26 protein-coding genes and 1 pseudogene are annotated in these 24,713 nt (G+C 71.1%); 13 read left to right on the top strand and 14 right to left on the bottom strand.

Annotated features, from left to right (window positions below):
* Positions 1–77: 77 nt before the first annotated feature.
* The 3 genes from FKD65_RS21470 to FKD65_RS21455 all read right to left on the bottom strand — a co-directional run bounded on the left by FKD65_RS21470 (position 78) and on the right by FKD65_RS21455 (position 2,265).
* Positions 78–428, bottom strand: coding sequence for a TraR/DksA family transcriptional regulator (locus tag FKD65_RS21470; RefSeq protein WP_141579184.1), 351 nt, complete (start codon positions 426–428; stop codon positions 78–80).
* Between the two features lie 143 nt (positions 429–571).
* Positions 572–1,306 carry a dienelactone hydrolase family protein gene (locus FKD65_RS21465; RefSeq protein WP_141579183.1) on the bottom strand — a complete coding sequence of 245 codons (735 nt, stop codon included), beginning with the start codon at positions 1,304–1,306 and terminating at the stop codon, positions 572–574.
* 206 nt (positions 1,307–1,512) lie between these two features.
* The gene (locus FKD65_RS21455; RefSeq protein ID WP_141579182.1) at positions 1,513–2,265 is read right to left on the bottom strand and encodes a GbsR/MarR family transcriptional regulator; all 753 of its coding nucleotides are present in this window, start codon (positions 2,263–2,265) and stop codon (positions 1,513–1,515) included.
* Positions 2,266–2,524: 259 nt separating this feature from the next.
* Between FKD65_RS21455 and FKD65_RS21450 the strand changes: the two genes are divergently transcribed.
* From FKD65_RS21450 to FKD65_RS21430, 5 genes and pseudogenes are all read left to right on the top strand, one after another.
* Complete coding sequence (locus tag FKD65_RS21450) at positions 2,525–3,187, top strand: DUF4097 family beta strand repeat-containing protein (RefSeq protein ID WP_141579181.1); 663 nt, start codon at positions 2,525–2,527, stop codon at positions 3,185–3,187.
* A 38-nt stretch (positions 3,188–3,225) separates the two neighbouring features.
* Positions 3,226–4,188 (top strand): ATP-binding cassette domain-containing protein, encoded by a 963-nt coding sequence (locus tag FKD65_RS21445; RefSeq protein WP_141579180.1) that lies wholly within the window; start codon positions 3,226–3,228, stop codon positions 4,186–4,188.
* On the top strand, positions 4,185–4,958 hold the full coding sequence (locus FKD65_RS21440) for an ABC transporter permease (protein ID WP_141579179.1): 774 nt from the start codon (positions 4,185–4,187) through the stop codon (positions 4,956–4,958). Before FKD65_RS21445 ends, FKD65_RS21440 begins: the two co-directional genes overlap by 4 nt.
* A 260-nt stretch (positions 4,959–5,218) precedes the next feature.
* A complete protein-coding gene (locus FKD65_RS21435; RefSeq protein ID WP_141579178.1) occupies positions 5,219–5,851 on the top strand; it encodes a DUF6368 family protein in 633 nt (210 codons plus the stop codon).
* 144 nt (positions 5,852–5,995) lie between these two features.
* A pseudogene (locus tag FKD65_RS21430) lies at positions 5,996–6,424 on the top strand (transposase); the annotation flags it as partial.
* A 185-nt stretch (positions 6,425–6,609) separates the two neighbouring features.
* Here the strand turns inward: FKD65_RS21430 and FKD65_RS21425 are convergent.
* The gene (locus FKD65_RS21425; RefSeq protein WP_141579177.1) at positions 6,610–6,975 is read right to left on the bottom strand and encodes a hypothetical protein; all 366 of its coding nucleotides are present in this window, start codon (positions 6,973–6,975) and stop codon (positions 6,610–6,612) included.
* Positions 6,976–7,178: 203 nt separating this feature from the next.
* On the opposite strand from FKD65_RS21425, the gene FKD65_RS21420 reads away from it, so the two are divergent.
* From FKD65_RS21420 to FKD65_RS21410, 3 genes are all read left to right on the top strand, one after another.
* Positions 7,179–8,897 (top strand): GMC oxidoreductase, encoded by a 1,719-nt coding sequence (locus FKD65_RS21420; protein ID WP_141579176.1) that lies wholly within the window; start codon positions 7,179–7,181, stop codon positions 8,895–8,897.
* Positions 8,898–8,970: 73 nt separating this feature from the next.
* Positions 8,971–9,333, top strand: a complete 363-nt coding sequence (locus FKD65_RS21415; RefSeq protein ID WP_240810270.1) for a PadR family transcriptional regulator — start codon at positions 8,971–8,973, stop codon at positions 9,331–9,333.
* Positions 9,330–10,376, top strand: coding sequence for a hypothetical protein (locus tag FKD65_RS21410; protein ID WP_141579175.1), 1,047 nt, complete (start codon positions 9,330–9,332; stop codon positions 10,374–10,376). The genes FKD65_RS21415 and FKD65_RS21410 overlap by 4 nt, the downstream gene beginning before the upstream one ends.
* An 81-nt stretch (positions 10,377–10,457) precedes the next feature.
* Here the strand turns inward: FKD65_RS21410 and FKD65_RS21405 are convergent, their stop codons facing one another.
* From FKD65_RS21405 to FKD65_RS21395, 3 genes are all read right to left on the bottom strand, one after another.
* A complete protein-coding gene (locus FKD65_RS21405; RefSeq protein WP_141579174.1) occupies positions 10,458–11,579 on the bottom strand; it encodes a serine hydrolase in 1,122 nt (373 codons plus the stop codon).
* A 100-nt stretch (positions 11,580–11,679) separates the two neighbouring features.
* Positions 11,680–12,081, bottom strand: a complete 402-nt coding sequence (locus tag FKD65_RS21400) for a VOC family protein (protein ID WP_141579173.1) — start codon at positions 12,079–12,081, stop codon at positions 11,680–11,682.
* Positions 12,078–13,025 carry an ArsR family transcriptional regulator gene (locus tag FKD65_RS21395; RefSeq protein ID WP_240810269.1) on the bottom strand — a complete coding sequence of 316 codons (948 nt, stop codon included), beginning with the start codon at positions 13,023–13,025 and terminating at the stop codon, positions 12,078–12,080. Before FKD65_RS21395 ends, FKD65_RS21400 begins: the two co-directional genes overlap by 4 nt.
* A 53-nt stretch (positions 13,026–13,078) precedes the next feature.
* Here FKD65_RS21395 and FKD65_RS21390 point away from each other — a divergent pair, with 53 nt between their 5' ends.
* Positions 13,079–14,416, top strand: coding sequence for an APC family permease (locus tag FKD65_RS21390; RefSeq protein WP_141579172.1), 1,338 nt, complete (start codon positions 13,079–13,081; stop codon positions 14,414–14,416).
* Between the two features lie 12 nt (positions 14,417–14,428).
* Here the strand turns inward: FKD65_RS21390 and FKD65_RS21385 are convergent, their stop codons facing one another.
* The 3 genes from FKD65_RS21385 to FKD65_RS21375 form a co-directional block, all read right to left on the bottom strand.
* Positions 14,429–15,625 (bottom strand): hypothetical protein, encoded by a 1,197-nt coding sequence (locus tag FKD65_RS21385; RefSeq protein WP_141579171.1) that lies wholly within the window; start codon positions 15,623–15,625, stop codon positions 14,429–14,431.
* Between the two features lie 136 nt (positions 15,626–15,761).
* Positions 15,762–16,211 carry an ATP-binding protein gene (locus FKD65_RS21380; RefSeq protein WP_141579170.1) on the bottom strand — a complete coding sequence of 150 codons (450 nt, stop codon included), beginning with the start codon at positions 16,209–16,211 and terminating at the stop codon, positions 15,762–15,764.
* 292 nt (positions 16,212–16,503) lie between these two features.
* Positions 16,504–16,836: a helix-turn-helix transcriptional regulator gene (locus tag FKD65_RS21375; RefSeq protein WP_205718755.1), complete on the bottom strand. Its 333-nt coding sequence runs from the start codon at positions 16,834–16,836 to the stop codon at positions 16,504–16,506.
* A 127-nt stretch (positions 16,837–16,963) separates the two neighbouring features.
* Between FKD65_RS21375 and FKD65_RS21370 the strand changes: the two genes are divergently transcribed.
* Positions 16,964–17,962: a zinc-dependent alcohol dehydrogenase family protein gene (locus FKD65_RS21370; RefSeq protein ID WP_141579168.1), complete on the top strand. Its 999-nt coding sequence runs from the start codon at positions 16,964–16,966 to the stop codon at positions 17,960–17,962.
* Between the two features lie 67 nt (positions 17,963–18,029).
* Here the strand turns inward: FKD65_RS21370 and FKD65_RS21365 are convergent, their stop codons facing one another.
* The 3 genes from FKD65_RS21365 to FKD65_RS21355 all read right to left on the bottom strand — a co-directional run bounded on the left by FKD65_RS21365 (position 18,030) and on the right by FKD65_RS21355 (position 20,810).
* A complete protein-coding gene (locus FKD65_RS21365; RefSeq protein WP_141579167.1) occupies positions 18,030–19,010 on the bottom strand; it encodes a TerC family protein in 981 nt (326 codons plus the stop codon).
* 257 nt (positions 19,011–19,267) lie between these two features.
* Complete coding sequence (locus tag FKD65_RS21360; RefSeq protein ID WP_141579166.1) at positions 19,268–19,915, bottom strand: class F sortase; 648 nt, start codon at positions 19,913–19,915, stop codon at positions 19,268–19,270.
* 16 nt (positions 19,916–19,931) lie between these two features.
* Complete coding sequence (locus tag FKD65_RS21355) at positions 19,932–20,810, bottom strand: DUF4397 domain-containing protein (RefSeq protein WP_141579165.1); 879 nt, start codon at positions 20,808–20,810, stop codon at positions 19,932–19,934.
* Between the two features lie 265 nt (positions 20,811–21,075).
* Here FKD65_RS21355 and FKD65_RS46290 point away from each other — a divergent pair, with 265 nt between their 5' ends.
* A complete protein-coding gene (locus FKD65_RS46290; RefSeq protein ID WP_302931611.1) occupies positions 21,076–21,291 on the top strand; it encodes a zinc-binding dehydrogenase in 216 nt (71 codons plus the stop codon).
* A gap of 277 nt (positions 21,292–21,568) precedes the next feature.
* Positions 21,569–21,913 (top strand): hypothetical protein, encoded by a 345-nt coding sequence (locus FKD65_RS21345; RefSeq protein WP_141579163.1) that lies wholly within the window; start codon positions 21,569–21,571, stop codon positions 21,911–21,913.
* A 487-nt stretch (positions 21,914–22,400) separates the two neighbouring features.
* On the opposite strand, the gene FKD65_RS21335 is transcribed toward FKD65_RS21345, so the two are convergent.
* Entirely contained in the window at positions 22,401–23,717 is a 1,317-nt protein-coding gene (locus FKD65_RS21335; protein WP_168221136.1) for an HNH endonuclease signature motif containing protein, read from the bottom strand.
* 379 nt (positions 23,718–24,096) lie between these two features.
* On the opposite strand from FKD65_RS21335, the gene FKD65_RS21330 reads away from it, so the two are divergent.
* Positions 24,097–24,696 carry a hypothetical protein gene (locus FKD65_RS21330; protein WP_141579161.1) on the top strand — a complete coding sequence of 200 codons (600 nt, stop codon included), beginning with the start codon at positions 24,097–24,099 and terminating at the stop codon, positions 24,694–24,696.
* The last annotated feature ends 17 nt before the right edge of the window (positions 24,697–24,713 follow it).

Raw genomic sequence — 24,713 nt, 5'->3', positions numbered from 1 at the left:
ACCGCCCGAGCCGCCGTCCACAACGGCAGCACCTGGACCGTCACGACCGCGGGTCGCGGTGCGTTGGGGCGGACGCTTCAGCACGGCTGGGCGTGGGTGGGGCAGAGCGTCTTGATCCACGCCTGGCCCGTCTCGGTGCCGGGCTCGCCGCAGACCTCGCAGGTGCGGAGGGACTCCTCCCGGGCGGCCGTGAGGATCGCACTGACCCGAGTGCCGAGTTCACGGCTGAGGCCGAGCGCGCCGGTGACGGGATCGACGAACCCGCCCAGGTTGACGTCCAGCATCCCGTACTTCTCCTTGACCTGGACCACCTGGTAGTTGGGCAGCACGGCGACGAGTTCGGCGTGAGTCCGCAGCAGGATGTCGCGCCACCCGGGCCCGACATAGTTGAGGTACTCGGGGATCTGCCTGTCGGCCACATTCGTCATGGAACCGATCCTGCCCGGAGGGCGCCGAGGCGTCGCCGAATTCGGCTGATCGGGCTCGAGCACCGCGTGGTTCGGGGCCTCCGACCGGGCGGTACCGGCGATGGCCGGTACCGCCGCGGTCGGGCCGTCGATGGTTCGCGGCGCTAGCTCAGATGCCGGGTGAAGAACCGGGCCGCGGCCTCTCCCTCGAACTGCGGGACGCCGGTGTGCCCGCCCATGTTGGCGTGCAGTGTCTTCTCCTTCGAGCCGAAGGCGTCGAACAGGTCGAGGGCCGCCTGCCGGTCGTTGCCTTCGTCGTCCCATTGCAGCATCACGTGCAGCGGAATGGTGACCTGCCGGGCGTCCTCGAACGTGACGCGGGGCACGTAACTCCCGGCGAACAGGACGGCGGCCGATATGCGCGGCTCGACCACCGCCAGCCGGACGCCGATGGCGATCACTCCCCCGGAGAACCCGACCGGGCCGCCGATCTCGGGCAGCGAAAGGAGGGCGTCCAGGGTGGCCTGCCATTCCGGGACCCCTTTCTCCACCAGCGGGAGGACGAGCCGGTCGACGATGTCGTCGCTGACCGGCTCGCCGGCCTCCAGCGCCCGCCGCAGGTCGGCGCGGGCCTGCTCGGCGGTTTCCAAGCGGGGTCGGTCACCGCCTCCGGGGAGCTCGATGGCGGCCGAGGCGTAGCCGTGCTCGGTCGCGGAGTGCCGGGCCCGGGCCGCCAGCCGGGGGTGCATCTTGCGCAGCCCGCCGGGGTGGCCGAGGAGGATCAGCGGCGCCGGTTCGGACGCGGACGCGGGCGTCCACAGAATGCCGGGGACGTCGCCGAGGGTGAATGCGCGTTCGAGGACGCCGTCGTCGAGGCGCTGTTCAGAAGTGAATCGCACGGTCGTGCCTTTCGGGAGTGCTCTTGAACGGCGCTCCCGGACGACCTAACGCCCGACCGTGACCCCAGAGGGGAGCACCCATGTCGATACGTTCACGGGTACCACCTCCTCGGTCTCTGGCACGGCCTCCGGAAAGGTAGCAGTGGCCACCGCGGCCCGCCAACGGGTTTTCGGCCGAAGCGCTGGGCGGGTCCGGGGGGCGGCTTCTATTCGTGGTTCGGGGGCGGGGTGGCGGTGGTGTCCGAGGGCGTTGCGGGTCTGGTGTAGAGGACCTCGCGGGCCTGTTCCGCGGCGCGGGTGAGCGCCTCGCTGACGAAGTCGAGGAAGCGGGCGGCGCTCTCCAGGCGGGCGCCGGCCGGGGTGTCGGGGCCGAGGACGCCGACGCCCTGCCGAGCGGTCTCGACGAACTGGGCGTTGTCCCGGGCGCTGCGGATCATCGACTGGAACCAGAGGTCGTCGTCGACGACGTAGCGCTCGCGGCGCCCGTCGCTCTCCCGGCGGACGAGGTCGAGGCCCCCCAGGAACGCGATCGCTTTGGAGATCGACGCCGGGCTGACCTGGAGGCGCCGCGCGAGTTCGGCGGCGGTGAGGCTGCCGCTGTCGGTGGTGTAGAGGCAGGCCAGCACGCGGGCCATCATCTTGGGCAGGCCCGAGGTCATGAAGACGGTGGTGAGCGTCTCCTGGAAGTCGCGCACGGCCTCGGCGTCGCGCCCGTAGGGCTGCCGGGACGCCTGCGGCGGTTGGGGCGCGACCTGCCTGCGTCGCTGGGTGCGGCGTTGCGTGGCGTGGTGGGCGAGGTCGGCGCGGTAGGCGGTCGGGCCGCCGTTGCGCATCACCTCGCGCGTGACCGTGGAGGTCGGACGGTCGAGCCGGCGGGCGATCTCGGCGTAGGGCAGGCCGTCGGCCAGGCCCGCCGCGATCTGCCGTCGCTCCTGCTGGGTGAGCCTGCCTCCCGGCATCACGACCTCCTTCCGGCCCCGCGGGGGGCTCGATGGCGCTCCTCGGTGCTCCCGACGGTGTCACCATAGCGTTCAGTCCCAATTCATTGCAACGAAAGAACCTTCGCTCGTTGCGTTCTGCACGAGTCCGTTGCAATGATTAAGCTGCAATCACCTGCATAATTGTGTTCGCAGTGCAAAGAGTTCGTTGTGAACTTCTGGAAAGCAACGTAGCGTTTCCAGAGTCAGAAACAACGAACCGCAGCCCGAGGAGAGCACGATGCAGACCTTCGACACCCCCGCCCCGATCTCCGCCGTCCTGGACGTCCCCGCGGGGCGCGTCCAGTTCATCGCCGCCGAACGGGCCGACACCGCGGTCGAGGTCCTGCCCGCGGACGCCGCCAAGGGCCGCGACGTGAAGGCGGCGGAGCAGACCAAGGTCGAGTACGGCGACGGCGTCCTGCGGATCGGGGCCCCGGCGAAGAACCAGTACCTCGGACCCGGCGGCTCCGTCGAGGTGACGGTCAAGCTGCCCGCCGGCTCCCGCGTCGAAGCGAGGGCGGCCTGCGCCGAGTTGCGGACCGTCGGCCGGCTCGGCGACGTCGCGTTCGAGGGCGCCTACGGCTCGATCAAGCTGGACGAGGCCGCGAGCGTCCGCCTCACCGCGAGCGACGGCGACGTCGAGGTCGGCCGGCTGGGCGGACCCGCGGAGATCAGCACCGCGAGGGGCGACATCCGGATCGCCGAGGCCCTGCGCGGCAAGGTCGTCCTCCGCACGCAGTCCGGCGACATCTCGGTCGGCGCCGCCGCAGGCGTCTCGGCCTCCCTGGACGCCGGCACCGGCCACGGCCGCATCACCAACGCGCTCAAGAACGACGGCGGCGCCGGACTCGACGTCCACGCCACCACCTCCCACGGCGACATCGCCGCCCGCAGCCTCTGACCTGCGGCCCCGACCCCTGCCCCTGAGGAGCAAGCATCATGACCACCCTGGCCATCGAGGCGGACGGGCTGCGCAAGTCCTACCGCGGCAAGGACGGCGAGAAGGTCGTCCTGGACGGCATAGACCTGGCCGTCCCCGAAGGAACGGTCTTCTCCCTGCTCGGCCCGAACGGCGCCGGAAAGACCACCACCGTCCAGATCCTGTCCACGCTGATCCGCGCCGACGCCGGCCGGGCGCGGGTCGCGGGCCACGACCTGGAACGGGAGGCCGACGACGTGCGCGGCGCGATCGGGGTGACCGGGCAGTACTCGGCGGTCGACAAGCTCCTCACCGGCGAGGAGAACCTGCTGCTCATGGCCGACCTGAACCACCTGCCGAAGCGCGCGGGCAGGCAGAAGGCCGGGGAGCTGCTGGAGAAGTTCGACCTGGTCGACGCCGCGGGCAGACCGGCGTCCACCTATTCCGGCGGCATGCGGCGCCGGCTCGACCTGGCGATGACCCTGGTCGGCGGCCCGCGCCTGATCTTCCTGGACGAGCCCACCACCGGCCTCGACCCGCGCAGCCGCCGCGCCATGTGGGGCATCGTCCGCGACCTCGTGCGGAACGGCGTCACCATCTTCCTCACCACGCAGTACCTGGAGGAGGCCGACGAACTCGCCGACCGCATCGGCCTCCTCGACGGCGGGCGGATGATCGCCGAGGGCACCGCCGAGGAGCTCAAACGGCGCATCCCCGGCGGCCACGTCCTGCTGAGGTTCGCCGACCCGAGCCGCCTCGACGCGGCCCGGCTCGCCCTCGGCGTCGGAACCCCCGACCCCGAGGCGCTCACCCTCCAGGTGCCGAGCGACGGCGGCGTCCGGGTGATCCGGGACGTGCTCGCCGTCCTGGACGAGCACTCCGTCGAGGTCGACGAGATGTCGGTGCACACCCCCGACCTCGACGACGTCTTCCTCACCCTCACCGGGAAGCAGACCGACCAGGCCAAGGAGGCCCTCCGATGAGCACCCTCGCCCTCGCCGCGCGCGACTCCTCCACCATGGTCCGGCGCCAGCTCAAGCGCCTGCTCCGCTACCCGGCCATGACCGTGCAGCTGGTCGTCACGCCCGTCATCATCCTGTTCCTGTTCGTCTACGTCTTCGGCGGCACCCTCGGCGACGGACTCGGGGGCGGCCGCAGCGCCTACGTCGACTACGTCGTGCCCGGCATCCTGCTCATGACGGCGGCCACGTCCGCGACCGGGACCGCCGTCATGGTCGCCACCGACATGACCGAGGGCATCATCGACCGCTTCCGGACCATGCGGATCTCGCGGGCCTCCGTCCTCACCGGCCATGTCGTCGGCAGCGTCATCCAGCAGCTCATCGGCCTGGCCGTCGTGATCGGCGTCGCGCTGGCCATCGGATTCCGGCCCGATGCCGCACCCGTCGAATGGCTGGCCGCCGTCGGCCTGCTCATCCTGTTCATCGTGGCCATCACCTGGCTCGCGGTCGCCCTGGGGCTGAAGTCCCCGACCCCCGAGGCCGCCAGCAACGCCCCGATGCCCCTGGTGTTCCTGCCCTTCCTCGGCAGCGGCTTCGTCCCGACCGACTCGATGCCGACCGTCCTGCGCTGGTTCGCCGAGTACCAGCCCTTCACGCCGATCATGGAAACCGTCCGCGGCCTCCTCCTCGGCACCCCGATCGGCCACAGCGGCGCTCTCGCCGTCGCCTGGTGCGCCGGAATCGCCGCCGTCTCCTACCTGTGGGCCAAGCACACCTTCAACAAGGCCTGACAGAGATGATGTAGGTGAGCACCTCCCGACGGGGTCTGACCCAAGCCCTGACTGACTTCGTGTCTTCCACGGGATCTGTCGTCCCCGGTCGGGAGGTGCTCGTGTGCACTCACCGTGCGTGGCGTGTGACCTAATAGGAGCCTGGCTAGTGCTCTGACCGCATAGGTTCGCCGGGTTGGCGGCGACGGTGCTCGGCCCGGCTGGATTCGGTGTGGGAACAATCTGAGCGGTGGCGGAGTCGATCAAACTAGGCTCCCAGCATGTCTGGTCCGACGTTGGTGATCGAGTTGGCAGAGCCGCTCTCCCCGGCTGCGCTGCGGGAGTTCCGCCTGTTGATGGTGGGGCTCTCCTCCCACTTCACCGAAAAGCGGCCCGGTTTCTTCGACGTCAACGTGCCCGCAGAGCGACTGGGCGTCGAGGACAGGCGAGAGAGGGACTGGCGAAAGCCGTTCCCGCTTCCACTCCTAGGCAACACCTCCGCGCACGAGGAGTTGACGGCCCTGGTGGGATTCAATCCGCAGCGCGAGGACTGGCGTCGGCCCTTCCTGGTCTACTTGATGGGGCCGGATGTCGGCGATGAGAGCGTCTTCGAGGCTGAGCACGCGGACGAGCCCGAGGCGGAGGCCATTCTCGGCTTCAGACCGACCCATGCCGTCAATGTCAGCGCCTGCTGCAATCGCGAGATCGACCACGTGACCACGGCCCTGCTGACCGCCGCTGTCATGGACGTCATCGGAGGCGTGGCCAAAGCCGAACTGCTGGACGGACAGGCGTCGGTCGTCGCTGGCCTTCCGGGGGTGCTGGGGATCGCGGACGACGACTGGATGGCGCTGGGAACGGCAAAGTTCCTGCGGGCTTGGGCCGGGCACCCCGCCTTCCGGCTGGTCAAGTAGCCCAGACAGGTCCGCGGCGGAGGTGATGCTGTGACCTGGAACGTTCGCCAGATTGCCGGATCATGCGGCGAGAGCCGGTCGGCCGCCCCAGCGGATGCCTTTCTCGCTGCGGATGCGGGCTCGTTCCTTGCGTTCGGTGGCCAGGACGTCGTGGTGGCGGGCGACGATCTCCTCGATCCGCTGGTGGCCGCCATCAACCCCGGCCTGGTCGCCGCCAACGGTGTCGGCACCGACGTCGCCGGCCAGCTCCTGGTCACCGCCGGGCACAACCACGACCGGCTCGCCTCCGAAGCAGCGTTCGCCATGCTCTGCGGCGCCGCCCCGATCCCCGCCTCCTCCGGCAAGACCCACCGGCACCGCCTCAACCGGAGCGGCGACCGGCAAGCCAACAAGGCGCTCTACCGGGTCGTCATCTGCCGCCTGCGCTGGGACCCGCACACCCGCGCCTACATGGAACGACGCACCAAGGACGGCCTCTCCAAAAAGGAGATCATCCGCTGCCTCAAACGCTACGTCGCCCGCGAGCTCTACAAACTCATCACCACACCAAACGATCACGAACTGGCCGCTTGACATCCATAGGAGCATCCCGTGAACCAGCCGAGCAGGGCCGCCGGACCAACACGTCCGACGGCCCTGAACGCTTTCTCTCCGCGCGGAGCACTTCCGGTCCCTGGCACTGCCGTTCGCGGACGACCCGGATTACTCCGCAGGGTGGGCGACCGCGCAGGGGTGAAGCCAGGCTGGGTGACGGTGCGTCAGGATGACGGTTTCGGGGCTCCGGCGGACTTCATGCAGGCCATGAGCGCCTTCTGTGTCCGGCCGTCCTGCGGGTCGGGGCGCCAGCCGGTCGTGTCCTCCGGCACCTTCACGCCCTGCTTGCGCATGCACGCCACGAACGCGTTCACGACCTTCGGCGGCGCGGACGTCGGCGCTCCGGCCGGGGCCTTCGCCGAGCCGCCCTTGGCCGTGTCGCCCGCGCCGGGGGAGTCGTCGGGCGCCGAGGTCGTGGCCTCGGCCTGCGCCGGGGCGGACGGCTTCGGCTTCCCGCCGTCGCCCCCGCACGCGGTGAGGGCCAGCGCCGGGACGAGCAGCAGCAGCGCCGCCGGATGAAGTCGGTTCACAGAGGTCCCTCCACCGGAATGGGCCTCGACGATATCGGGCCGCACAGGGGAATCGGGAGAACGGAAAGGGAGTGCGGAGGCGCCCCGCTTTGTCACCGCGATGACAAAGACGGCGATGAATCGTTGCGTTGCGTGAATGGTGCGCGACCCTTCGGAGGGGCACACTCGGCCTCTTCGTTCCCCCGACGAAGGTGGTGTGCGCTATGCCCGGTGGCGGCGCGTTGTCCGGTGGCGGCTACGACTTCGATGTGATCGTGGTGGGCTCGGGGTTCGGCGGCAGCGTGTCGGCCCTGCGGCTGGCCGAGAAGGGCTACCGGGTCGCGGTGATCGAGGCCGGGCGCCGCTTCGACGAGGACACGCTGCCGAAGACGTCCTGGAGGCTCCGCAAGTACGTGTGGGCGCCGCGCCTGGGGATGCGCGGCATCCAGCGCGTTCACCTGGTGGGCGGCAAGGCCGGCGTCCTCGTCCTGGCAGGGGCGGGCGTCGGCGGCGGCTCCCTCGTCTACGCCAACACCCTCTACGTCCCGCCGGAGCCGTTCTTCAAGGACCGCCAGTGGGGCCACATCACCGACTGGCAGGACGAGCTCTCGCCGTTCTACGACCAGGCCCGCCGCATGCTCGGCGTCACCGTGAACCCGCTCGTCACGCCCGCCGACGAGGCGATGAAGCGCGTCGCCGACCGGATGGGCGTCGGCGACACCTTCCACCCGACGCCGGTCGGGGTGTTCTTCGGCGAGAGGCCGGGCGAGGACACGGCCGACCCCTACTTCGGGGGCGCCGGCCCGCGCCGGACCACCTGCACCGGCTGCGGCTCCTGCATGATCGGCTGCAAGGTCGGCGCGAAGAACACGCTGACCAAGAACTACCTGTACCTCGCGGAGAAGGCGGGCGTGCGGGTGATACCCGACACGACCGTCTCCGCCCTGACGCCCCGGGAGGCCGGCGGCTACGAGGTCGGCACCGAACGCACCGGCCCGCTCCGCAAGCGCCGCCGGACGCTGACCGCCGAACACGTCGTCCTCGCCGCCGGGACGTACGGGACGCAGCGCCTCCTGCACCGGATGCGCTCCGCCGGCCGCCTCCCGCACCTGTCGCCCCGCCTCGGTGAGCTCACCCGCACCAACTCCGAGGCGCTCCTCGGCGTCGAGCGCATGACCGTCTGGCACCGCAAGAAGGACGTCGACCACAGCACGGGCCTCGCCATCACCTCGTCGTTCCACCCGGACGACAAGACCCACATCGAGCCCACCCGCTACGGCGCGGGCAACAACGCCATGGGCGTCATCCGGACTCTGCTGGTCGACGGCGGCGGCCCGCCCCGCTGGCTGAAGTTCCTCGGCCAGTCGGCCCGGCACCCGACCGTCATCCTGCGCGGGCTGTCCCTCAGGGACTGGGCCAAGCGGACCGTGATCGCCCTCGTCATGCAGACCGCCGACAACTCCATCACCATCGGCGAGAAGCGCGGCCGGCTCGGGCGCCGCAGGCTGGTCGCGCGCCAGGGCGACGGCGAGCCCAACCCCACCTGGATCCCCGTCGCCCACAAGGCCGTCCGGATGCTCGCGGAGGAGCTCGACGCCACCCCGGGCGGGACCTGGTTCGACCTGTTCAACATCCCGACGACCGCGCACTTCATCGGCGGCTGCGTCATCGGGGAGACGCCCGTGACCGGTGTCATCGACCCCTACCACCGTGTCCACGGACACCCGGGCCTGCACGTCGTGGACGGCTCTGCGGTCACCGCGAACCTCGGCGTGAACCCGTCCCTCACCATCACGGCCCAGGCCGAGCGTGCCATGGCGTTCTGGCCGAACCGCGGCCAGAAGGACCCTCGTCCTGAGCCTGGACGCCCTTACGAACGCATCGACCGCGTCCTGCCCGAGAGCCCCGCCGTCCCACCCACCGCCCCCGCCGCGCTGAGGTGAGGCCGCGCTGAGGTGACGCCCGCCGCAAGTCGGGCGCTTGCGAATAGTCAGATGATCGATATATAACGATGGCATGCCCAAATCGATGCAGGAGCCGACGTTCCTGATCCTGACCGCGCTCGCGGACGGTCCGCAGCACGGGTACGGGATCATGTCCGACGTCGAGCAGATCTCCGACGGGCGGACCCGGCTGCGCGCCGGCACGCTCTACGCGGCACTGGACCGGCTGCAGGCCGAGGAGCTCATCGCCCCCGACCGCGAGGAGGTCGTCGGCGGCCGGTTGCGCCGCTACTACCGGCTCACCGACGAGGGCGCCGCCGCACTGGCCGCCGAGGTCGAGGCGCTCCAGCAGCGGACGCGGATCGCCGCCCGCCGCCTGGCCGACCTCCCGAACCTGGGCGGCGGCGCGACGCCGGCCTTCGGGGGGCTCCAGTGAGCGCACTCGAGCATCGTTACCGCCGCCTCCTCGCCTGCTACCCGGCCGGGCACCGCGCCGAGCACGGGGAAGAGATGCTGGACGTACTGCTGTCCGCGGCCCGGCCGGGACAGACACGGCCATCCCTCGGTGATGCCGCCGACCTGCTCCGCGGCGCCCTCAACATTCGGCTGCGCCGCGCCGCCGGCGACGCCACCGGGTCACCGTGGCCGGGAGCGCTCGCCGTGGCCGGATTCATCTCAATGGTCATGCTCCTGGCCGACGGGCTGCGGTTCGTCCTCAACATCCCTGATACGGCGTGGGCGGTCGCTCACCGCTTGGACACGGCCACCCTGTGGGGCCTGCTCCCCGTCTACTTCGGGACCATGCCGTTCTGGCTGGCCTGGACCGGTATCGCTTTCCTGGCCTGGCGTGGAGCCCGCCGCCATGCCGCCTCTGCCGCCTGCACGCTGACCGCAGCGCAGGTGGTCCTCGGGATCTGGGCCGAGAACTTCGTGGAAGCCCCCTACGCCTTCGTGGCGGCCTCCTTGGCGGGCATCCCGCTGCCGCTCGCGCTGGTGGCCACCGCATCGCTGGTCGCGTCGCCCGGGCCCCGCCACGGCGCCCGCCTGCTCGGCCGATCACGCGTCGCCGGGGTAGCGGTCATGGCGGGACTCCTCGCCGCGCTCTCCTCGGAGCCGCTGTTCAAGCTGTTGCTCCAAGGCGATGTGGGGAAGCTTCAGCTGACCGATCCTGACCGCTTCTACAACTTCGCGCTGATGTGGGGCCGCCTCCAGTTCGGCACCGCTCTGGTCATCGCCGTCCTGCTCTGCGCAGCCCTGTCGAGGTCCAGCCAGGGGCGCCGTGCCTTCGCGCTGCTGGCGATGCCCGGCGTGCCGCTCCTCACCCAGTTGGCCGTGTTCCACGTGGGATCGTTCGGCGAGCTCCCGATTCTCGCGCATCTCCTGGTGGCGTGCCTGGCCGGTTTCGCGGTGACGATGCTGTGCGTCCGCCTCGTGGAACTCCCGCTCAAGAACCGGGCCTCCCGCCCCGACAAAGCCTGATCCCTCGGGCCCCGCGACCTCCCCAGGCCGCGGGGCCCGCCACCTCCTGGTCACCGCAGTCCGGGGGCGGCGTCGCCCAGATCAGGGGGCGATGAGGGTGCCGATCTGGCGCGTCGTGGTGAAGTCGCCGGTGGTGTAGCGGTTCTTGGAGACGGCGACCACCGTCCGGGACTCGACATCGGCGTTGACGCCGTTGCCTCCGCTGCCGCCCATCCCGATCACCTGCCGTCCCTCGGCTGGCCACGGTGCGCCGGTGAGGTAACCGAGGGCCCGGCCCGCCGGAGCGCCGAAGACCTCGTCCATGTCGTCGCGGGCGACCGCCGACAGCTCGCGGAACCGTTCCGGCGACACCAGCCGCACGCCGTCCACACCGTTCCCTCCGCCCACCTCGTCCATCAGCGCCGCCATCATGCGCGCGACGCCCCGCGCGGACATCGTGCCGCCCGCCGGGATGTCGGCCGTGAGCACGTCGGCGCGGTTCCCGAACTCGGCGCTCGGCATGGCCTTCAGCGGTCCCGCCGTGTACCCGTTGACGACCTTGAACATCGGCATCGCCGCGATCACCTCCGGCGGCAGTTCGGTCATTCCGGACGGATCGTCCAGCCGTGCCACCCGGGGCAGCTCCGCCTCCGGGACGCCGAAGAACAGCTCGCGCTCGACCCCGAGCGGCGCTGCCACCTCGTCCCGCAGCACCTCGGAGATCCGCCGGCCCGTCGCCCGCCGTACCACCTCACCGAGGATGTAGCCGAACGACTGGCTGTGGTACCCGGCCTTCTCGCCCGGCTCCCACCAGGGCCGCGCGTCAGCCACGGCCGCACACATCTTGTCCCAGTCGCAGAGGTCTTCGGGAGTCGTGTCCTGGGGCAGACCCGGAACGCCGGTCGAATGCGTCAGCGCGTGTCGGACGGTCGTCTTCTCCTTGCCGTGCGCACCGAACTCGGGCCAGAACTCCACGATCGGCGTGTCGTAGTCCAGCACGCCCTTCTCGGCGAGGACGTGGACGACCGTCGCCGTGACGGCCTTCCCGGCCGAGCTCCCGTACACCGGCGTATCGGACGTCATCGGACGTCCCGTCGCGGCGTCGGCCACTCCCGCGACCGCGTCCACCACCAGCTCGCCGCGCCGGTACACGGCAACCTGAATCCCTGTCTCAGCGCCCGACTCCACCAGCCGGTCGATGGTCTCCTGCACTCGCTCCTGCATACGGCACCTCCTGGCCTAAGCAGACCGGCGCCGAGGCTGGAACTCATCGCGACCCGCGCCCCGGCGAAGGCCGACCTGCCATCGAGCGGGAGGACGGGCGCTACGGGCGGGCAGGTGCGGGACGGGGGGCGGGCTGGAACACCTCGATGAGGTTGCCCGCCGGGTCGGTGAGGAGGATCTGGCTCCCGCCTGGGCCGCTGACGACGTCACTCAGGAACGTGACGCCCTCCGAGCGCAGCCTGGTGATCTCGGCGTCCAGGTCGTCGACGACCAGGTGGATGCGGTTGCGGCCCGCGCCGGCGGCGTCGGCCGGGGTGGCGCGGGCGCCGGAGCTCGCGGGGCCGGAGAGCAGCAGCCGCAGCGGTCCGCGCACCACGTCGGCGAACGCGGGCGCGGCGCTGAAGTTGAGGGTGAACCCGAGGTGGGTGGTGTAGAAGTCGACGGCCGCTGGGACGTCGTCGACGAGGTAGCGGACGCTGGCGTACTGGTCGGGCGCCGTCATGGGTGAGCCTCCGATGCTAGAGAGAGGACGGGCAGCAGGTAGCGGACGCGCGTGTCGATGTCGGCGGCCGCTCGGATGAACGCGTCCGCCTCCGCCTCGATCTCGCGTCCCGCACCGGCCGGGCCGCTCGGACCGGCCGTTGCGGCTGTGGCGGGGTCGGGGGTGCTCCAGTGGATCCGGCGCGTGCGGTCGCCGAACTCGGGACAGGCTTCCCGGGCCCTGTCGCACAGGGTGATCACGTGGTCGAACCGGTGGTCGCGCACGGTGTCCAGGTGGCGGGGCCGCTGGTCGGCGATGTCGATCCCGTACCGCTCGCGCAGAACCTCCACCGCGCGGGGATGCAGGGCGGTCTTGGGACGGGTGCCGGCACTGGTCGCGGTCACCCGCCCGGCGCTGCGGTGGCGCAGCAGCGCTTCGGCGATCGGTGATCGGGCGCTGTTGCCCGTGCAGACGAACAGAACCCCGTGCCCCGGGGATTGGCGACCATACGTGCTCAAAGCCGGGTCCAGGGCAGGGCTCAGGGCCGGGTCCAGGGCAGGGCTCGGGGCCGGGTGGAGGGCGGGGCCGGCGGCGGCGAGGGAGTGCGCGCAGCGGTCCAGGTCGAGGCGGTAGTAGGTGTCGCGGCCGTCGAAGGTGCTGCGGGTGGCGGTGACCAGTCCGCCCTGGCGCAGCAGCCGTAGATGGTAGGAGACCAGGTTCTGCGACGCGTCGACCCGCGCCATGAGTTCGCGGACGCGCAAGTCGCCGCCGGCGAGTGCGGTCAGCAGCCCCCAGCGCAGCGGGTGGGCGGCCAGGCGTACGAACTGGGGCACGTCCGGCACCGTCCCGGCGCGGTCCGCCGCGCCGTGCCCGTGGCCCGCCGCACCGTGGCCCTCCGCACCGTGGCCCGCCGCACTGTGGCCCGGCTCGCCCGGCCCGTCGGTTGCTTGACTCGGTGACACCACACTCGGGACGATACATCAAACCAGTTTGATGCAATAGCAGGGGAGGCGCGGCGATGCCGTCTGAACCACGTCCCGGGGGAGCCGTCGGCCCGTCCGGGACGGCGCCGTCACCCGGTGGCGGAGGCCTGGCGCGCCGCCTCGGAACCGGGGACGCGGTCGTGATCGGGCTCGGCTCGATGATCGGGGCGGGCGTGTTCGCCGCGTTCGGCCCGGCCGCCCGCGCCGCCGGCACGGGGCTGCTGGTCGGGCTGGTGATCGCCGCGGTGATCGCGTACTGCAACGCGGTCGCCTCCGCGCAGCTGGCCGCGGCCTACCCGACCTCCGGCGGCACCTACATCTACGGCCGCGAGCGGCTGGGCCACTGGTGGGGGTTCACCGCCGGCTGGGGTTTCGTGGTCGGCAAGACGGCCTCGTGCGCCGCGATGGCGCTCACCTTCGCGTCCTACGCGGTCCCCGGGCCGTGGTGGGCGCAGCGCGCGGTCGCCGTCGCGGCCGTGGTCTGCCTGGCCGCGCTCAACTACCGCGGGGTGACCAGGACGGCCCTGCTCACCCGCGTCCTCGTCGCCACGAGCCTGACCGCGCTGGCGGTCGTGGTCGCGGGCATCGCCGCGGGCGGTCACGCCGGAACGGCGCGGCTGGGCGGCTGGTCGTCGCTCGGCAGCGGCGGAGTCTACGGGGTCCTGCAGGCCGCGGGGCTGCTCTTCTTCGCCTTCGCCGGCTACGCCCGCATCGCCACCATGGGGGAGGAGGTCCGCGACCCGCGCCGCACCATCCCCCGCGCGATCCCGCTCGCGCTGTTCATCGCCGTGGCGGTCTACCTGGTCGTCGGGGTCGCGGCACTGCTGGCCGCCGGGCCCGACCGGCTCGCCGCCTCGACCGCGCCGCTGGTCACCGCCGTCGACGCCGCGGGCACCGGCGGCCTGGCGCCCGTGGTGCGGGTGGGCGCGGCACTGGCGGCGCTCGGGGCGCTGCTGGCGCTGATCGCCGGTATCGGACGCACCGCCCTGGCCATGGCCCGCCACCGCGACCTGCCGGGCCGGCTCGCCGCCGTCCATCCCCGGTACCAGGTCCCGCACCACGCGGAGATCGCCGTGGCCGTCGTGGTGAGCGCGCTGGCCGCCACCGTCGACCTGCGCGGAGTGATCGGCTTCTCGTCCTTCGGCGTCCTTGTCTACTACACCGTCGCCAACGCCTCCGCGTTCACCCAGCCGGCGGCGGACCGGCGCTGGCCGCGCCCGCTCAACCTGCTCGGCGTGGTCGGGTGCCTCGTCCTGGTGGCCACCCTGCCCTGGCCGTCGGTGGCGGCGGGCGTGCTCATGTTCGCCGTCGGCCTGCTGGGACGGTGGCTGATCCTGCGCCGCCGCACCGAGCCCCGACGGCCGGCAGGATAGGCGCGGGCGGGGCTACTCCTCCGAGCCCGTCTCCTCCGGCTCGTCCTGCGGCTCTTCCACGGCCCGGCGGGTCGCCTGGTGGACGCGCACGGCCAGGATCGCGCGGGCGAAGCGTCCGGCCAGCTCCCCGTCCATCAGCTCGGGGACCTGGTCGACGCCGACGAGGCCGCCGGGCTGGACGGTCACCGCGCCCACGTCGCCCACGCGCACGCCGCGGCCGTCGTCGAGGTCCTCCACGGACGGGAGGTCAAGCGCCGCGCGCAGCGTGTCCTGCAACGCCCGCACGGTCGCGGCGTCGCGGTCGATGCGGATCTCGGCGGCGTCCGCGCGCTGCTCGGCCCGGTCGGCGCGCGTCCGCTCGCCGTCGATCCGGGCGTCGGCGGTGTCGGCGAGTTTCTCGGCGCGCTCGGCGCGCGCGGCCAGCTCGTCGGCCCTGGCCGTCGCGGCGTCGCGCTCGACGCTCAGCCCCGCGACCTCGCCCTGCACGACGCTCAGCTCCGCCCGCAGCCGCCGCTCGGACTCGGACGCGGCCTCCAGCTTGGCGCGCAGCTCCACCAGTTCCGCGCGCGCGTCGATCAGCTCGCTCCTGGCCGTGGCCAGCGCCGCCTGGTCGGTGCTCAGCCGCGCCGCCAGGTCGTCGCGTTCGCGCTCGGCCTCGGTGCGCGCCTGGTGCTCGGTGCTCCACGCCGCCTCGGCGCGCTTGCGCAGCCCCTCGGCGCTCGCGGCCTCGTTGGCGGACGTGGCGCGGGCCTGCTGGTGGGCGCCGGCCTCCTTCCACGCGTTGGCCTCGCTCTCCTGCGCGGCCGTGACGCTGGCCTTCGCGGCGGCGAGCCCCTTGCGCAGTTCCTCCTGCGCCGCGACGGCCTCCTGCCGGGCGGCCTCGGCGCGGGCTTCGGCCTCGCTCGCCAGGACGTCCGCCTGGGCGGCCTCCCGCCGCGCGTCCCGCGCCTCGGTGAACGCCTTCTCCGCGCTGACCAGCACCTCGCTGACCTCGCCGTCCAGCCGGACACCCAGCACGCCCGCGGTCTCGACGAGCTGCGCGACCAGCCCGGCCAGCCGCTCCACGTCCTGGCCGAAGGCCCGCACCGGCGCGGGATCGACGTTCGCGGCGCGCTCCACGGGCTCGTCGGCGGCCACCGGCGCGCCGCCCGGCAGCTTGATCGGCGCCGTCATCACGACGTCGTCCGGGACCTCTTGATCTTCGCGCACGCGAGCATCCTAGTGAACCGCCCTCTTTCGCACCTCCCCCGCGAACAGCTACGTATCGGTAGGAAGTGCACAATCCCGACGGTGGGGGGACTCGCGCCCCACGAGCACGCCCGGTTTCCGGTGTCGCGGTCGGCCGCTATCCGCCCGGACGCGTGCCGCCGCCGTCGGGGGCGGGCAGGCGGGCCCACACGGTCTTACCGGGGCCGCTGGTGTCGGGGCGGTGGCCCCAAGCGCTGGACAGAGCCTCGACGAGGTGAAGCCCACGGCCGCTTTCGGCGATGTAGTCGAGTTCGCGCTTGGCCGGGAGCCCGGGAGCGTCGTCCCAGACGGCGATGAGGACCTGGTCCCGTTCCTGGTGCCATTCGATCAGCACCAGCAGGTCACCGGCTTCGGCTTGGCATGAGTTGGTCACCAGTTCGGTGAGGACGGTGCTGGTATCACCGACCAGCCGCGGCACTCCCCACCGCTCCAGCGTCATGGCCGACCACGCGCGGACCTGGGCCACGGCCTGACCGGTCAGGCCGTGGATGACGGTCAGGTCCACACTGACCGTCTCGCGGTGGATCAGCGGTTCTAGCATGGTCATTTTCACGTTCCCCCGATGATGGCCGGGTGCCGCCACAGGCCCTGAGAATCCTCCACAGCCGGGCCGCATCGCACAGGGCCGATGCCGATGCACACTGGCCTTCGCAGTGATTTCCTCTAGTTGCAAGCATCACCTGCGGGACGGCGACGCGTCATCACTGCCAACAGCCATCCCCGGATGGGGGCCAGCAGGTAGAGCGACCACGCACCCGAGAAGCACACCGAATCCGGAGGCCCTCCCTCACGCCAGGATCATCGGGTCGCACGCCCACGACCTCTGTGATCAGGACGACCTAGGCGGGCCGGGGGGACGTGCGGCCGGCGGCGACGATGGCGTCCAGCAGGCCCGGGAAGGCCTCGTTGATCTCGTCACGCCGGAGGGCGTTCATGCGCGATGTGCCGACGTAGTACTGCCGGATGAGCCCGGCCTCGCGCAGGATCCGGAAGTGGTGCGTGGCCGTGGAGTTGCTCACGGTCAGATCGAACGCGCCGCACCGGATGTCGGTGGACGCCTCGCAGAGCCTCGTGACGATGCTCCGCCTCACCGGATCGACCAGGGCTTCAAGGACCTGCTGCAACGGGATCGTCCGGACGTCGGGGTGCGGCGGGACGCGGTCGGCCTCCATGGCGTCCATAGTACGACGTGCATCGAATTTTGGCAGGCATCGAATTTTGACCCGCATCAAAGTTTGACAGCTATCGTACTTACGGGCTTCAGTAGAGCGACCTGCTACGAGGAAGGACCCACACGCGATGGCCATGACGGTGATGTTCCACGAGCTCGGCGGCCCCGAGGTGATGAGGCTTGAGGACGTCGAAGCCGGCGAGCCGGGTCCGGGCGAGCTGCGGCTCCGTGTGGAGGCGATCGGCCTCAACAGGGCCGAAGTGCTGTTCCGGACCGGCCGCTACATTGAACCGGTGAAGGCGTTCCCGGCCAGGCTTGGCACGGAGGCTGCGGGCGTGGTGGAGGCGGTTGGTCAGGGCGTCACCGGGTTCCGGCCAGGGCAGCAGGTCAGCACGGTGCCCGGCTTCTCCCAGAACGAGTACGGGGTCTACGCAGAGCAGGCGATCGTGCCGGTCGCGGCGGTGCTGCACCGTCCTGAGGGCCTCGGCGCGGTCGAGGGCGCGGCGGTGTGGATGCCGTACCTGACGGCATATGGCGCGCTGGTCGAGGTCGGCGGCATGCGGCCCGGCGACACGGTCGTGCTGAACGCGGCGTCCAGCAGCGTCGGGCTCGCCGCCATTCACGTGGCCGACCGCGTCGGGGCGATCCCGATCGCCCTGACCCGCACCGCCGCCAAGACAGAGGCGCTGCTCAAGGAGGGCGCGACCGAGGTGATCGTCACCGAGTCGGACGACGTGGCCGGACGGGTGCTCGAGGCGACCGGCGGCCGAGGCGCCGAGTTCGTCTTCGACGCGGTCGCGGGCCCCGGCGTGACGGACCTGGCCCGTCTGGTCGCACCCGACGGGACGCTCCTGGTCTACGGCGCGCTGAGCGGGGAGCCGACGCCCTATCCGGGCATCGACCTCGGCATGCCGGCGCTGAACATGCGCACCTACACGATGCTGGAGACGGCCAAGGACCCCGAACGCCTCCGCCGCGCCGCGGCCTTCGTGACCTCCGGCCTGCGCTCGGGCGCGTTCCGCCCGGTCATCGACCGCACCTTCTCCCTGCCCGAGATAGCCGACGCCCACCGCCACCTGGAGTCCAACACCCAGATCGGCAAGATCGTCGTCACCGTCCCCCGCTGACACCTCGGCGGCCCCGACCGAACGCGCCGTCTTCACCGCCGGACACGGGTCGGAGGCTCCTGGAGATTCACGGACGGGAAGTGGACGGGTGTTCGTCGGCGTCGGTTTCGTCCGGGGGGCCGCCACGGGTGGCGATGAGGGACCAGGCGATGGAGACGAAGATGGTGACGGCGATGACCGAGAGGGTGAGCGGGATGGGCAGCTTGCCGACCGGGGTCTCGGACAGGATGAGCTTGACGCCGGCGAAGGCGAGGAGAACCGCCAGGCCGTAGTGGAGGTAGGCGAAGCGGCGCAGCAGTCCGGACAGGCAGAAGTAGAGGCTTCGCAGGCCGAGGACGGCGAAGGCGTTGGCCGTCCACACCAGGAAGGTGTTGGTGGTGATGGCCAGCACCGCCGCGACGGAGTCGACGGCGAAGATCAGGTCGGTGGCCTCGATCGCGACCAGGGCCACCAGGAGCAGGGTCGCCACGCGCCGGCCGTCGAGCCGGACGACGAACCGGTCGCCGTGGAACCGCGGGTCGGTGGGGATGACCTTCATGACGGCGCGCACGACCGGGTTCTTGTCGGGATGGACCTCGGAGTCCTTGGAGACGGCCATCTTGTAGCCCGTCCAGATGAGGAAGGCGCCGAAGAGGTAGGCGGTCCAGAAGAACAGCCGCAGCAGTTCGGCCCCGACGAAGATGAACACCAGCCTGGCCCCGAGTGCGCCGATCACACCCCAGAACAGGACCTTGTGCTGGTAGGCGTCGGGGACCGCGAAGAACGAGAAGACCAGCGCGAAGACGAACACGTTGTCGATCGACAGCGCCTTCTCGATCAGGTATCCGGCGTAGTAGGTGGAGGCGACCTCGCTGCCCTGCCACAGCATCAGGACGCCGCCGAAGCCGAGCCCGAGGGCGATCCATCCGGCGCTCCACAGCGCGGCCTCGCGGAAGCCGATGACGTGGCTGTCGCGGTGGGCGAGGAGATCGACGGCGAGCATGACGACGATGCCGCCCATGACCGCGGCCCAGACCCACAGCGGGACGGTGAACGACAGACCGTTCATGAGGCGGCCGGGCTCCTCGCGGACGTGGACGGATCGTTCCCCTCCAGCTTCACCGCCTGAAGGGCATGTCCGCGTGATTGTTCGAAGGTCATTTCGCCAACTTCCTTCGTACGTGCCCATCCGGTGCCGCCGTCCGCGCGCGGACCTCCTCCACTCCTGCGGACGGCCCGTGACGGGCGGCATGGTCGGGTCCCCGCGGTCCCCGCGGTCCCCGCGGTCCGCCGGGCGGAGGACGCCCCCCGGCCCGCCGGACCGGCTCAGGGCCGCATGGGTACAGCGGTGATCACGAGGTTGTCGCGGTAGCGGCGCGCCCGGACGTCGAAGGGGCCGCCGCAGGTGATGACGGTGAGGCGGGGACCGCCGTCGCGGGCGAACAGTTCCTTCAGTGGCATCGACCCCTTGCCGATGGTCTCGCGGGAGACCGCGCGGTACCGGAGGCCGCGGCCGTCGGCGAGGCGGACGGTGAGCCGGTCCCCGGGGGAGACGTGCCGCAGCGCCTCCAAGGCGCCGATTCCGCGCTCGCGGGAGTCGACGTGCCCGGCCAGGACCGCCGACCCGGCGTGCGAGCCAGGGCGGGCGCCGTAGCGGTACCAGCCGACGCGTGAGACGTCGCCGGGCAGCGCCATGGCCCCTGCCGGGTCGACCCCGACAGGCACCACCACCGCGTGCAGCCCGGCGGACGGCGCTGCGAGTTCCACGGGCGGGGCGGGTAGCGCGGTCCCCGGCCCGAGGGCTCCGCCTGCGGTTCGCCGGCCCGTCGCGGTGGATGAGCCGAACGAGGGCCGGTGCCCGTTGTCCGCGGGACCGTCCCCGGTCGCCGCCCGCCAGAGCCCGGCCCCGCCGGCGCCGGTCATGATGAGACCGGCGACGGCGAGGACGAGCAGCAGGCGCGAGGAGCCGGGCATCGGCACGCCTCGGCGGTCAGCGGCGGTCGCCGTGCGGAGCGCCGCGCCGGCGCAGGACGAGCAGCCGCGTGCCCCCGCCGATCGTCACCATCGACAGGAGGGCCAGCCCGGTGGCGCCGACCAGCCACCCGGGCGCACCGCCGTCGTGGGAGGCTGCCTGGCCGCCGGTCCCGCCGGGGACCCCGCTCGGAGCGGTCTGCAGGCCGTTGATGGTCTGCACGGCCAGCTTGAGGTTGCCTTCCTTCGCGCTGCCCCAGGCGTAGACGATGGTGTTGGCGCCTTCGGCCACGGTCAGGTCGGTCGGCCCGATCACGACGTTGTCGGTCCCGGCGAGGGTGACGTCCGCCTTGACCGTCCCCGCGGCTGTTTCCGTGACGGCTTCGTCGGGGTTGGACAGGTCCTGCATGATGGCGGTCCCGTTGGCCCGCACGTCGACGGCGGGCGCGGCGGCGATGTGCCGGACGGTCAGCCGGCCCTTGCCCGCCGGAACCTTGGAGGTGTCGTTGACGTAGGCGTTGAGCGCCGGGCTCCCGCCCTGGTTGAGGTTGGCCGTCAGCGTGACGTTCGTCCCCGCGGTGACCTCCACGGTCTTCTGGATGGCCGGGGTGCCGCCAGGGCCCTCGCCCGCCTTGAAGACCTTGATGTCGTAGCTGCCCCCGGGCAGTTGCAGCGGGTCACTGAGCGAGCCGGGAGTGAAGTCGGACAGGATCTCCTTGCCGTTCGCGAAGACGTCCACGGTCAGGCCGGGCACGCCGTGCAGTACGCGGACGGTCGCCGTCGCCTGCGCGGCGGCAGGCGATGTCCGGGCGTCCTGCGCCGTCGTCGCGGACGCGGCGGGGCCCGCGGCCAAGGCGAGTGCGAGCGTGGCCAGGGTGGCCATCACCAGTCTGCGCATGCGGTGGGCTCCGTTCGGGTTGAGGCCCGATGATCTATGTCAGAAAACGGGCGAATCGCTCTCTCTGCTTCTGGGCACCGTTTCCCGCCGCACGTATGGGCAAGCTCGTAAAAAGCAAAGAAGCCTTCAGGGAAGGAAAAGGGAAATCAACGAAATGGGCTTCACTGGACCGGCGACAGGCCGCACTCGCTGATCGGCCATCCCGCCCGACCGCCTGTACCGTAGGGTCTCGCTCTCGTCCGCCGGTGGAGCGGACGCCGGGGGCGTGAAATCGATAGAACGGACACTCGATCGCGGATCAAGGCGTAGCCCGATCGCCGTCCGCCGTGCCGCGGCCTTCCTGGCCTCCGGCCTGCTGCTTTCAGGCGCGGTCCGCCCCTTGATCGACCGCCCCTTCCCCCTGTCTGCGGTGGTCGACGCCCACCGCCACCTGGAGTCCAACACCCAGATCGGCAAGATCGTCGTCACCGTCCCCCGCTGACGTCTCGCAGAGCCCTGACCGCGCATCCTGCCGCCGCGTGCTGGGACCTCTCCCCACATGGACGTCTTGTGGCCGTCCTCGCTCGAACCAGCGGCGGCCAGTTGACGGTTCGCGAGGTTCGGTCCGGCCTTTCCTCGCGTCTGGCGGCGCGCGTAAGCCCCGGCCGGCCCTATGCGCCCGACGGTCATGTTCTGGTTGCGGTCCGTGCCGCGGCCTGGACGGTTCCATGCGAAGCGCGTCAGTAGAACGCCACTACAAAGGAAAAGGGGATACCCCCGTGCATGCGCTGACCGAACGTGCCCACAGGGGCAACATCACCGTCATCGCCGCCGCCGGCGTCGTCAGCGGCCTCATCAACCTCATCCACCTCGGCTTCGAGGTCTCCACCGTGATCAATATCGGCCACGCGGTCGTCTGGGCCATCTTCGGTCTCACTTTTGCCTACCGGCGTCCCTACTTCGGGAGCCTCGGTGCCGTCTGCATGATGGCCTTCAGTCTGGTCGGCCTCGTCGCCAGCCTTCACGGTTACACCGAGAACACCTGCGTCTACCTCATGGTCGGCTTGTTCTTCGGTCTCGTCCGTGGCTTCAGTCAGGTCGCCGGCGAGCGCGCCTGCGACTGATTCACCTGCAGGGCCCGGCATCCCCGGGCCCCTGCCTCCTTTCGCCGCCGCCTCACGGGGATATTTCCGCACCGTTCGCGACGTCAGAGAGGACGGAACCTCAGACGGCCGGGCCCTTGACGCGCGGCGGGTCCAGGCTGGCTTTCAGGAGCCTGGGCCTTGGCCGCCGGGCCACGTCCGTCGGAATCGCGCCTCGACGGCGGTGGCCCTACCTCCTGCCCTGCTGAGCGACCGAGACGGCCTCAGCGCGACCTGGGCGGCGACCGGCAGATGGTTGCTGCCGGTGGCGGGCATGGCGCGGACGTGGGTGACGGTCGCCGAACGCGCCATGACCTGGTCTGAAATCGCCGAGGAGGACCGCCGTTCCCAGTACCTCGGCGGCACCTCGCCATTGATGACGACCTGCCGCCATCGAGCGGGAAGCTGACCGCCATCCACATCCCGGGCCCGGTCGACGCGGCCGACCGGTGAACGTCCGGTCACCGCGCTAAGCAGCCCAGTTGAGGCCGGTGGGTGGGTCGGCGGTTCGTGGCTCGGGTTTTCGTGGGTGGGCCGTCTGTGGCTGGGCTGTTGGTGGCTGGGCTGTTGGTGGGGCGGCTGTCGCTGGGGCGGGTGGTGGGAGGAGGCGGTAGGTGTAGCGGCCGGTGTTGTCTCGAGTGGTGCGGATCTGTCGAGGTTTGGTGTGTTTGAAGCGGTTGTGCCAACCGCAGCACAAGGCGAGTTTGTCGATGTCGGTGGGGCTGTCGCCGAGGGCCCATCCGTCGACGTGGTCGACTTCGCACAGCGTCCCAGGGACTTCGCAGTCCTGGACCGCACAAGTGGGGTACAGCGTTTCCAGGACTTGGCGTTGGGCGGCGGTGGCGAACCGGACCCGGTGGCCCAGGTACAGCGGCGCATGACCGTTCCCCAACAGCAGCGGCGAGACGCCGGCCGACAGAGCGATGCGGCGGGCCTGCGGCGCAGGGATGGGGGTTCCATCGGTGAGTCGGGCAGGCGCATGGCCGCCGGTCAGGGTGTCGAGGTCGCAGATGACGGTGACCTTGGTCGCCTTGTGCCCGCCCGACAGGACGCTGGACAGGGCTGCGGCAGTGCGCTCGGGCAGGTCGCGGTGGTCGTCGGGTCCGGCGGGTTTGGCCAGGGGCGCGAGGCTGCCCTCCCAGATGGCGGCGTCCTCGGGGTTGAGCCAGCCTTTGATGTAGCGGCCACCGTCCAGAGAACGGGTGCTTGTGACCCAGGACCGCTCGTATCCGCGTTGCACATCCTCGGGGGCTGTCTCCTGTTCGTCGCGTTCTGTGATCACATCACGGATTCGTCGTCCGAACGCCGCGAGCTTCCCGGCAGAGAAGCCCTGACCGACCATGCCCAGCAGCAGCATCTCGGCCTTGGCGCAGTCCTCATCGTCCAGCCGGGCGACGGCGTCGGCCACCGTGGTCGCGTACCCGTAGGACAGGTGGCCGCTTGCGAGCAGTGCGGTCACGGTGGGGAGGCGGTGGAGTTGCCGGGCCAGGGTGAGGCGTTCTTTGGCGCGTGAGTCGCGCATGCCCAGCCGCGACCGCAGCCATGCCTGAGTGGAGGGCAGCCCCCAGCGACGTGTCTCACCCGCCGCGTCCACGCGGGCGATGAGCCCGGCCAGCGCGCTTTCGTGGGCGTCGGAGGCGGCCGCTAGCGTCTCGGCGAGCCGCATGCACGCCGCAGGGGATTCCGGGGCGGGACGTTGGGCGAGTTCGGCCGCGATCGCGGCGGCGGCGTCCACCAACTCCTGGGTGGACGCCTCACCGAGATCCCTCTCTGTGACCGAACGCATGCGCAGAGTATATCGAACTGACGACCGCATGCGCTCGTCTTTGGAGGTTTGATTACTGTCACCCTTGGGGTCGAATCAGAAGCCGATATGGAGGCGTCCCTCACCATGCGCAGGGGTGCGCGACGCGTAGGCCCGATCCCTCACCTATCGCACGATCTGCCGCTTTGCTGGCTGGCAGGTTTCGTCATCATCGATCGTCCGTCCCCCCGGGCGGTCCGAACGCCCGCCGACCCGAGATTCTGGTGGGGCGGCTTCATGCTCATTCTCCCTAATGTTCCCGGAAGCTCCGAGCCTGATCGCTGCGGAGCTCCATGGGGCGTCCCATCTGGCGGCCGTGTGGACGCGAAAGCTTCAGGAAGGCGGCTGTGCGAGGCGCGCGATGCCATCGGGTTCGCCGTTCGTGAACGGCGAAATACGTGCGGGCCTCGGCATCGTCCTGGATGACCAGAGGCTCGCCCGCTACCGAAACGTCGTCGACCATTCCGCCTTCCGCGGCGCGGCGGTCGGTCGCTCGGACGGGCTCGTTGACCTAGGTGATGCCCTATACCGTGAGCGGATGCCTGGCGATGACGGTGTGGTGGGGGACGATCCGCTTGCCGACGGGATGGCCCTGTCGTTGCGGCTGCGACGCGACTTCACCGTGACGGATGCCGACCGTCTCCTGACGACCGCGCGCCGCCTCTACCGCCAGCTCAATCCGGACACGAGCGCCGCCGAAGCCTCCAGCATGGTGACCGGCGCCGCAGACGCGCTGTTCGTGATCCTCGAACACGCCGGCCTGCTCGGTGACCTGGCCGACGGCCGGCTTCTCGACCACGCCGCCGACGGGCTGGCGGTCGGCGGGTGGCGCGCGCAGATCGTGATCAACGAACCGGCCCCCTTGTCTCCCGACCCCAGAAGCGACTGCCTCCGTGGCGACGAGGTCTTCGCGCTCCCGTCCCAGGATGGTCTGAACTCGGCCGCCGATTGCGATCCGTGACACGTCATGTGGCCAAT

Origin of the sequence: Actinomadura sp. WMMA1423 (assembly GCF_006547145.1) — a bacterium.
Lineage (GTDB): Bacteria > Actinomycetota > Actinomycetes > Streptosporangiales > Streptosporangiaceae > Spirillospora.
Note: the sequence above shows the minus strand (reverse complement) of the source record. Positions and strands in the feature narration are given on the sequence as shown.